The sequence below is a fragment of the Pseudorhodoplanes sp. genome, assembly GCF_035565795.1.
Classification (GTDB): domain Bacteria; phylum Pseudomonadota; class Alphaproteobacteria; order Rhizobiales; family Xanthobacteraceae; genus Pseudorhodoplanes.
The window spans coordinates 1-9452 of record NZ_DATMRV010000011.1; the positions used below are offsets into that span (position 1 = coordinate 1).

8 protein-coding genes are annotated in these 9452 nt (G+C 63.2%); 7 read left to right on the top strand and 1 reads right to left on the bottom strand.

Going from position 1 to position 9452, the window contains the following annotated elements; all coding sequences use genetic code 11:
• The 4 genes from VNZ93_RS00920 to VNZ93_RS00935 form a co-directional block, all read left to right on the top strand.
• On the top strand, positions 1 to 932 hold a 932-nt coding region (locus tag VNZ93_RS00920; protein ID WP_325698744.1), incomplete at its 5' end, for a pyridoxal phosphate-dependent aminotransferase.
• 270 nt (positions 933 to 1202) lie between these two features.
• Positions 1203 to 2393 carry an alpha/beta fold hydrolase gene (locus VNZ93_RS00925; RefSeq protein ID WP_325698746.1) on the top strand — a complete coding sequence of 397 codons (1191 nt, stop codon included), beginning with the start codon at positions 1203 to 1205 and terminating at the stop codon, positions 2391 to 2393.
• 180 nt (positions 2394 to 2573) lie between these two features.
• A complete protein-coding gene (locus tag VNZ93_RS00930) occupies positions 2574 to 4745 on the top strand; it encodes an elongation factor G (protein ID WP_325698749.1) in 2172 nt (723 codons plus the stop codon).
• A 340-nt stretch (positions 4746 to 5085) separates the two neighbouring features.
• Positions 5086 to 5601, top strand: coding sequence for a CreA family protein (locus tag VNZ93_RS00935; protein ID WP_414709940.1), 516 nt, complete (start codon positions 5086 to 5088; stop codon positions 5599 to 5601).
• A 177-nt stretch (positions 5602 to 5778) separates the two neighbouring features.
• On the opposite strand, the gene VNZ93_RS00940 is transcribed toward VNZ93_RS00935, so the two are convergent.
• Positions 5779 to 6552: a cyclase family protein gene (locus VNZ93_RS00940; protein WP_325698752.1), complete on the bottom strand. Its 774-nt coding sequence runs from the start codon at positions 6550 to 6552 to the stop codon at positions 5779 to 5781.
• Between the two features lie 34 nt (positions 6553 to 6586).
• On the opposite strand from VNZ93_RS00940, the gene VNZ93_RS00945 reads away from it, so the two are divergent.
• The 3 genes from VNZ93_RS00945 to VNZ93_RS00955 all read left to right on the top strand — a co-directional run bounded on the left by VNZ93_RS00945 (position 6587) and on the right by VNZ93_RS00955 (position 8977).
• Positions 6587 to 6916, top strand: coding sequence for a DUF1330 domain-containing protein (locus VNZ93_RS00945; RefSeq protein ID WP_325698754.1), 330 nt, complete (start codon positions 6587 to 6589; stop codon positions 6914 to 6916).
• Positions 6917 to 7082: 166 nt separating this feature from the next.
• Positions 7083 to 8357 (top strand): amino acid ABC transporter substrate-binding protein, encoded by a 1275-nt coding sequence (locus tag VNZ93_RS00950; protein ID WP_325698757.1) that lies wholly within the window; start codon positions 7083 to 7085, stop codon positions 8355 to 8357.
• 140 nt (positions 8358 to 8497) lie between these two features.
• Positions 8498 to 8977 (top strand): VOC family protein, encoded by a 480-nt coding sequence (locus VNZ93_RS00955; RefSeq protein WP_325698760.1) that lies wholly within the window; start codon positions 8498 to 8500, stop codon positions 8975 to 8977.
• The last annotated feature ends 475 nt before the right edge of the window (positions 8978 to 9452 follow it).

The following is a 9452-nucleotide window of genomic DNA, read 5'->3' on the forward strand; positions in this document are numbered from 1 at the left end:
CGTCGCAGATTACGGTCGGCACTGGCGGCAAGCAGGTGCTGTACAACACCTTCATGGCGACGCTGAACCCCGGCGACGAGGTGATCATCCCGGCGCCGTATTGGGTCAGCTATCCGGACATGGTCTATCTCGCTGGCGGCACCCCGGTTGAGGTCGTCTGCTCCATGGAGTCGGGCTTCAAGATCTCGGCGGCGCAGCTCGAGAAGGCGATCACGCCCAAGACCAAATGGTTTCTCCTGAACTCGCCGTCGAACCCGACCGGCGGCGCCTATACGCAAGGAGAGCTCAAGGCGCTGACCGACGTGCTCGTGCGTCATCCGCATGTCTATGTCATGACCGACGACATGTACGAACACCTCGTCTATGACGACTTCAAGTTCTACACGCCGGCGCAGGTCGAGCCGAAGCTCTACGAGCGCACGCTGACCATCAACGGCGTTTCCAAGGCCTATTGCATGACCGGCTGGCGCATCGGCTATGCCGGCGGTCCGAAGCCGCTGATCAAGGCGATGGCAATGCTGCAGTCGCAGTCCACCTCCAATCCTTCGGCGGTGTCGCAATGGGCGGCGGTCGAGGCGCTGGAGGGGCCGCAGGACTTCATCGCTGCCAACAACAAGGTGTTCAAGGAGCGCCGCGACCTCGTCGTCTCGATGCTCAACCAGGCGAACGGCATCAAATGCCCGACGCCGGAGGGTGCCTTCTACGTCTATCCGTCCTGCGCCGGCACCATCGGCAGGACCGCGCCGACCGGCAAGGTGCTGAAGACCGACGAGGATTTCGTCACCGAACTGCTCGAGGCGGAAGGCGTCGCGGTGGTGCAGGGCTCGGCCTTCGGCCTCGGCCCGGCGTTCCGCATTTCCTATGCGACGAAGACGGAAGACCTCGACGAGGCCTGCCAGCGCATCCAGCGCTTCTGCGGCAACCTCAAGTAGTGTCTGAGCGCTATGGCTGCCGCCGCCAGCAGGCGGCGGCGGCTTCTGCGCCGTAGCCGCGTGGCCAGCGCGCGATAATAGTCGTAGTCGATCACGCCGTTGCTGCAGCGGCGATAGTCTCTGTCGGGGCGAACCATCCGGACCTCCCGTCCAACCACGGTGTTGGGGGAGAGCATGCCTCGACGCGGGCGCGGCGGCTTTGAGCCGGCCTTGATTTCTCCTTGAGAAATACTGCATTTTCCCGTCGGCTATGGCGCTCGGAGATATTTGGTGCGCTATCGGTTTGGCGACTGCATGCTCGATGGGGCGCGGCGTGAACTCAGTCGCGGCGGCGCGCTGATTCCGGTCGAGCCGCAGGTCTTCGATCTGATCGAATTGCTGATCCGGAATTGCGACCGGGTGGTCACCCGCGACGACCTGATCGCGCATGTGTGGCACGGGCGGATCGTTTCCGAATCGACGCTTGCCACCCGCATCAATGCTGCGCGTAAGGTGATCGGCGACGACGGTACCGCGCAGCGGCTGATCAAAACCGTGGCGCGCAAGGGTGTGCGCTTCGTCGGCACGGTGCAGACGGATGCCGGCGACGATCCCTGGACGCTCGACCGTGCAGCCGATCTTGATCAGCAGATCAGCTTCTGTCGCACGTCCGATGGCGTCAGTCTTGCGGTGTCGGCGGTCGGCAATGGGCCGCCGCTGGTCAAGGCCGCCAACTGGCTCAATCATCTGGAATATGACTGGCAGAGTCCGATCTGGTCACCGATGTTGCGGCGGCTCGCGGCCCGCTTTCGTCTGATCCGTTACGACGGCCGCGGCAACGGGCTCGCGGACTGGGAGGCCGCCGACGTCTCGTTCGCGGCGTTTTGCCGCGACCTTGAGACAGTGGTCGCGACGCTCGATCTGCCGCGTTTCGTGTTGCTCGGCTTGTCGCAAGGCGCGGCCACCGCGGTTGCCTTTGCCGTGGCACATCCGGACAGGGTGTCGCGTCTGATCCTGTATGGCGGCTATCCGCAGGGCCGCAACCGGCGCGGCTCCGCCGACGATGCGGCAACGGCCCAGACGGTGCTCGGGATGATGCGGCAAGGATGGGGACGTGCCGATTCCGCCTTCATGCGGGCTTTTGCATCCTTGTATCTGCCGAACGGCTCCCCGGAGCAGATCCGCTGGTTTGCCGAGATGCAGAAGCTGACCACTTCGGGCGACATGGCGGCACGGCTGCGCGTGGCTTGCGACGATATCGATATCGTCGAACTGCTGCCGCGCCTGCGCGTCCCGACGCTGGTCTTGCACGCACGCGACGACCATGTCGTGCCGGTCGCGCAGAGCCGGATGATGGCGGCGATGATTCCCGGCGCGCGCTTTGCGACGCTGCCGTCCGAAAACCATGTACCGCTGCCCGATGAGCCAGCCTGGGAGCTGTTGCTGAAGGAAATCGAATGCTTTGTGGCGGCGCCGTCCTGACGGGCCTTTGCGACCGCTGCCTGCAGGCCGAAGCCCGATTGCAGCCTGCGGACGAGTCCGCAGGGGGATTCCTCATGCCGGAACAATATCTGTGCCCTTGACCGGCCCCTTCTTTCCCTGAGACGATGACCCTGCCGGGCCGGCGACGGTCCATGCGCCGCCCGCAGCAGGGAGGCGCGCATGTCTCAGACGACCCTGTCTCAGCAGGATGCTGCCCAAGGCAGTCCACAAGGCAACCCACCGGGCAACCCACCGGGCAACTCACAAGGTAACCCACCCGGCGAAGCGGCCGCGGAGGGATCCGCCGCCGGCGCGGGATCCGGCTCGCGCGGCCCCCGCTGTATCGCGCTGGTCGGGCCGTTCCAGAGCGGCAAGACCACGCTGCTCGAAGCAATCCTCGCCCGTACCGGCGCGATCTCGCGCCAGGGTACGGTGGAGGCTGGCACCACGGTCGGCGATGCCAGCAAGGAGGCCCGTTACCAGAAGATGAGCGTCGAACTGTCGGTGGCGACGACGACGTTCATGGGCGACAGCTACACCTTCATCGACTGTCCCGGCTCGATCGAGTTCATGCACGACATGCGCGCCGCGCTGCCGGTCGTCGATGCGGCGGTGGTGGTCTGCGAGCTCGACGAGAAGAAGCTGTCGCAACTTCAGCTCATCCTGCGCGAGCTCGAAGAGCAGAAAATCCCGCGCCTGCTATTCCTCAACAAGATCGACAAGGCCGATGCCGGCGTCCACGACGCCTTGCTCGCTTTGCAGCCTGCCTCGCGTGTCAAATTGCTGATGCGGCAGGTTCCGACATTCTCGCACGACATCATCACCGGCTTCGTCGATCTCGCGCTAGAGCGCGCCTTTGTCTACAAGGAAGCGGCGCCATCCGAAGTGGTGCCGCTCGAAGGCACGACGCTCGACCAAGGCAAGTCGGCGCGCTTCTCCATGCTGGAAACGCTCGCCGATCACGACGACGCGCTGCTTGAACAATTGCTGGAGGATATCCAGCCGCCGCGCGATGTCGTGTTCGACGATCTGTCAAAGGACTTGCGCGACGGGCAGGTCTGCCCCGTGCTGCTCGGTTGCGCGACGCGCACCAATGGCGTGCTGCGGCTGTTGAAGGCGTTGCGTCACGAAGTGGCCGGCGTCGCGCAGACGGCGCAGCGTCTCGGCGTCGGCAGCAGCCGCGATCCGCTCGCGCTGGTGTTCAAAACTTTGCACACGCAACACGGTGGCAAGCTATCGCTGGCGCGGGTGCTGGCCGGCGAAGTCAGCGACGGCACCGTATTCTCGACGCCGGAGCGTGAGGCCGGGCGGGTGTCCGGTGTCTTCAAGGCGATGGGCCAGCAGTTCGATAAATGCACGGCGGCGGCGAGCGGCGACACCGTCGCCTTCGGCAAGCTCGATCACGCCGCAACCGACGACACGCTGTCGGCTGGCAAAGAAGCGTTGCCGCCACTCGTTGCGATCAGGCCGGACCCGCCGGTGCTGGCGGTGGCCGTGTCGGCCAAGGAGCGCAAGGACGACGTCAAGCTCGGCTTGGCGCTCGCCAAACTGACGGAAGAAGATCCCTCGCTGATCATCGTGCAAAATCCGGAAATGCATGAAGTGGTGTTGTGGGGGCAGGGCGAGATGCATCTGCGCGTTGCCACGACACGGCTGATGCAGCGTTTCGGCATCGCCATCGAGACGCACAAGCCGGCGGTCGGCTACCGCGAGACGATCCGCAAACCGATCCAGGTCCGCGGGCGGCACCGCAAGCAGTCAGGTGGCCACGGGCAATACGGCGACGTGGTGCTGGACATCCGGCCGCTGCCGCGCAGCGGCGGTTTCGTGTTCGAGGACAAGATCACCGGCGGCGTGGTGCCACGCAATTTCATCCCCTCGGTCGAGGGCGGCATCAAGGAGGGTCTCAAGCACGGGCCGCTCGGCTTTCCCGTCGTCGATATCGCTGTGGCGCTTGTCGATGGCTCGTATCACACGGTCGATTCATCCGACCAGGCATTCCGCATGGCCGGGCGCCTGGCAATCGCGGAAGCCTTGCCGCAGTGCCAGCCGGTGCTGCTGGAGCCGATCCATCTGGTCGAGATCGTCACGCCGAGCGAGGCGTCGGCGCGGATGAACGCCATCCTGTCGGCGCGCCGCGCGCAGATCCTCGGCTTCAATACGCGTGAGGGCTGGGAAGGCTGGGACGTGGTGAGGGCGATGATGCCGGAGGCGGAGATCGGCGATCTGATCGTCGAGGTACGCTCCGCCAGTGCCGGCGTCGGCAGCTTCACCAGTCAGTTCGATCATATGGCGGAACTGACCGGCCGTCCGGCCGAGCAGGTGGTGAGCGCGCGCAAGAATGCGGCGTAGCAGGCACAAAGCCTGCTGCGAAAGAGGCGTCCCCTTGCGGTCGTAGTTTCTGCGGGGGCGCATTGTTCGTCGAGGGCCGCTTCGCGCTGGCTTGGGATGACGCGGAGCGGCTGGCTTTCAAGAAGAGGCGGAACGAGAGCTTGCACCTCATCCCGAGGAACGCCCGCGGACGTGCCTCGAAGGATGAGGGAAGGAAACAATTGGTCTGCATCTGGACCCGAGACATGTGCTCAGGCACGGGCTGGCTTTTCTGAGGGAGACCAAGAGCGCGCCCTTTCATTCCCGGCGAGCGTTCCTATTTTCAGTCTCCGCTTTCGACGGTTCTCCGGGAGGCCCTGCCGTGCGCCGATCTGTTCTGCTGTTTGCGTTGGCCGCTCTCGCCATCAATCTGGTTCCGGCGCATGCCGCCGACGAACCGGATCTGATTTTCAAGAAGTCAACGGTGTTCAAATGGCTGTCGCCGAACGACAAGCTTGCGACCTACGGGCTCGACGATCCGGAGGTTGAAGGCGTCGCCTGCCATTTCACCGTGCCGGAGAAGGGCGGCTTCAAGGGCTGGATCGGTGTCGCCGAGGAAGTCTCGGATATTTCGCTGTCGTGCCGGCAGATCGGCCCGATCCGCATCAAGGCGAAGTTCTCGCAGGGCGAGGACGTGTTCCGCCAGCGTCGTTCGTTATTCTTCAAGAAGATGCAGATCGTGCGCGGCTGCGACGTCAAGCGTAACGTGCTTGTCTATATGGTCTACTCCGACCGCATCATCGAGGGCTCGCCGAAGAACTCGACCTCGAGCGTGCCGATCGCGCCGTGGGGTGGCGAAGCAGCGGTGCAGAAATGCGCCGATTTCGTCGAGCGGTGATCCTGCCGCTATCGCCGTGGAACCATTAAGAGCGTTTCGAGCGAAGCGGACTTTCGTTCGCGTGAAGAAAACGCATTAGATCAAAAATCTGGAGCCCATCGTTTCGAACGTTTTCCGTCTCGTGGGCGAGAGTCCGCCCTCGGGTCGGGCCGGAGGGCATGCATCGCCGAACACATTCTAGTCGATGATCGCCACCGCCCGCGTCCATCCGGCCGAACCGCCGCGTACCTTGACCGGGAAGCAGCTCACCTGAAAGCCGCGGCTCGGCAGTGCTTCGAGATTGTGAAGCTTCTCGATATGGCAGTAGCCGATCTCGAGCCCGGCGCGGTGGCCCTCCCAGATCAGGCTTGCGTCCCTGGTTTCGGCGTAGCGCGCCTTCGTGTGCACGAAGGGCGCATCCCAGCTCCAGCCGTCGGTGCCGGTGACGCGCACGCCGCGCTCCAGCAGGTAGAGCGTCGCCTCGCGTCCCATGCCGCAGCCGCTGGCGACGTAATTCGGTTCGCCATAGACAGCGCCGGCGCGGGTGTTCACCAGCACGATTTCAAATGGCGAAAGTGAATGCCCGATGCGCGCCAGTTCGTCTTCGACATCGCGCGCTGTTGCCACATAGCCGTCGGGAAACCGGCGGAAATCGAGCTTCACGCCGGGCTGAAAGCACCATTCGAGCGGCACCTCGTCGATGGTGATGGCGCGCTTTCCGCCGTCCATGGTCGAGGCAAAATGATACGGCGCATCGAGATGCGTTGTGCAATGCGTCGACAGGCGCACCCATTCCATCGCCCAACCTTCGCGGTTGGGCAGTTCGTCTTCCGTCAATCCGGGAAAGAATTGCAGGATCTCGCCGGCGGTCTGCCGGTGATCGCGGTACTCGATTTCCGGGCCGTAGCCAGGCGGATCCGCAAAAACGGTGTTTTCAAGCGGCACGGAAATGTCGATGATCTTGCGGGGCATGCGAGTCTCCCTCGGTCACGGCGCGGGAGCTACGGTGTCACCGCTCGGCAAAGGAAACAACATGCCAGCCTATTGGATAGCCCGTTCACGCATTTCCGATCCGGTGGCGTACAAGCGCTACACCGATCAGGTCCCCGGCATCCTCGCCAGATATGGCGGTAAGGTCTTGGCACGCGGCGGCCGCTACGAGATCATGGAGGGGCCGGCGACATTCCACCGCTTCGTGGTGATTGAATTCCCGACCTTCGAGCAGGGTGTCGCTTGCTTTCGTTCGCCGGAATACGATGCGGCGGCGGCGCATCGCCGGGGTGGTGCCGGAGAAGTGGAAACGGTGATGCTGGAGGCCGGCGAATTCACCAAATAATCGCACGCCGTTTGCTACGGCGCGCGCCGAGATCATTATCGGCAGCAGAGGAGAGACGCATATCGGCATGAAGACCTGATGACATCATCGGCTCCGATGACGCGACAGGATACGAGCGATCCGCTTGAGACGACCGACCATAAAACAATCAACGGGAGGACGACGAATGGTGACGCATATCAAATCCCTGTTTCTGTCCGGTGCAGTGGGCGCAGGCTGTGCGCTGGCGGCGCTGGCCTTTTCCACCGGCACGGCAGCAGCGCAGAGCAAGGAGCCGATCAAGATCGGCTACAGCATGGCGATGACCGGTGGTCTTGGCCCGAACGGCAAATCGGCGCTGCTCGCCCAGAAGATCTGGGAGGAGGATATCAACGCCAAGGGTGGCTTGCTCGGCCGTCCGGTGAAACTGATCTACTATGACGACCAGAGCAATCCGTCGACGGTGCCGGGCATCTACACCAAGCTGCTCGACATCGACAAGGTCGATCTGGTGATCGGCGGCTATGCGACAGCAATGCTGGCGCCGGCGATGCCGGTGGTGATGCAGCGCCAGAAGATGTTCATCGGGTTGCTCGGGCTCGGCGTCAATACCGAGTTCAAGTACGACAAGTATTTCGTGATGATCCCGTCGGGACCGGATCCGAAGCCGTCCTTCACCAAGGGTTTCATCGATCTGGCGATGAAGCAGGATCCGAAGCCGAAGACGGTGGCGATTGTCGCCGCCGACCAGGAATTCTCCCGCAATGCCTCCGACGGCGCGCGCGAGAATGCCAAGAAGGCGGGCCTGAAGATCGTCTACGACAAGACCTATCCGCCGGCGACTACCGACTTTACGCCGATCGTGCGCGCGATCGCCGCGACCGAACCGGACGTCGTGGTGGTGTGTTCCTATCCGCCGGATTCTGTCGGCATGGTGCGCGCCGTCGCCGAGATCGGCTTCACGCCGAAACTGATCGGCGGTGCCATGGTCGGCCCGCAGAACACCGCGATGAAAGCGCAACTCGGTCCGTTGCTCAACGGCTGGGTCAATTACGACTTCTGGCTGCCGGTCGAGAAGATGCAGTTCCCCGGTGTCGCCGAGATGATGAAGAAATATCAGTCGCGCGCCGCGGCGGAGGGCGTCGATCCGCTCGGTTATTACATGGCGACGGAAGCCTATGCGCAGATGCAGGTGCTGGAGCAGGCGGTAACGGCGACCAAGAGTCTCGACGACAAGAAGCTCGCCGAATACATCCACGCCAATACGTTCAAGACGGTGCTTGGCGACGTCAAGTTCGACAAGTCGGGCGAATGGGCGCAGTCGCGCGTGCTGCAGGTGCAGTTCCGCAACGTCAAGGGCAATGGTGTCGATCAATTCCGCGACATGCATACGCAGGTGGTGGTCGATCCGCCGGCCTACGCTTCCGGCAAGCTGATCTATCCCTACGCAAAAGCCAAATAGCGGCGGGGAATGAAGGCCGAAGCGGGTCGCGGCGCGGATCGGTTCCACGTTGTGGCCTGCGACCGGGTGCTGCAGAGCGAGACTCAAGGCGCAGTGAAGTGCCGCACAGAAGCGCCACTCAAACGACGCGGAGGCAGATCATGCAGACGATCGGATTGTTTCATCTGGCGATCAAGACCGTCGATCTCGATGCGACGGTGAAATTCTATTCCGAGGTGCTCGGCCTGACGCTGGCGCCGCGGCCGGATTTCGGATTTCCCGGCGCGTGGCTCGCGCTCGGGGACGGCACAGCGATCATCCACGTCTATGCCGGCAGTCCGGCGCTGGTCGACGGCAAGGCGCCTGATGGCACCGGTGCCGTCGATCATCTCAGTCTGATGGTGCGAGGCTGGGACGAGTGCCTCGCGCGCGTACAGGCAACGGGCAGGGAATGGCGTGCGCAGATCGTGCCCGGCACCAATCTCTGGCAGTTGTTCGTGCACGATCCGAGCGGCCTGCTGCTCGAACTGACCTTCGACGGCGACAAGGAAGGCCGCCCGCGTCCGGAGATTGCGAATGAACGGCGTTATATGTCGGGCAAGCAGTTCGTCAGCGTGACGCGGATGAAAGAGCCGACATAAGGCGGGCGATGATCGCCCGTCGTATCGTCGTTCGTCTCTCCGCGGAAACCGGGAGCAGGTCGTTCCGGTTTCCGGTCTTTCCGTCGCCAGTGAGTCAATCAGGCCCCAATGCCGGTCGTTGACTGCTCGTGCGGGATTGGCGGCCGTGAAGGCGGCGGCGTCGCGCCTGCTTCCTCTCATGGTGGGGAGCAACGCATAAGCAATGCATCCCGAATCATGAGCATCGCACCAGCGATGCTCTTCGAATCATAAAGCGGGATGCGGGCCCTTCGAAGGCTTGCTGTACCCTCATCTCGGGAAGAAGCGGAGCCTGATATCGTGTTGCCGCTCAGAGTCCCAGGTAGAATTTTTTGATGAGGTCGTTGTTGTTGAGGTCGTGAGCGCTTTTGCCTTCGAACTCGATTTTTCCGTGGACGATGACATAGCCGCGGTCGGCGATGCGGATGGCCTGGTTGAAGTTCTGCTCGGCCATCAG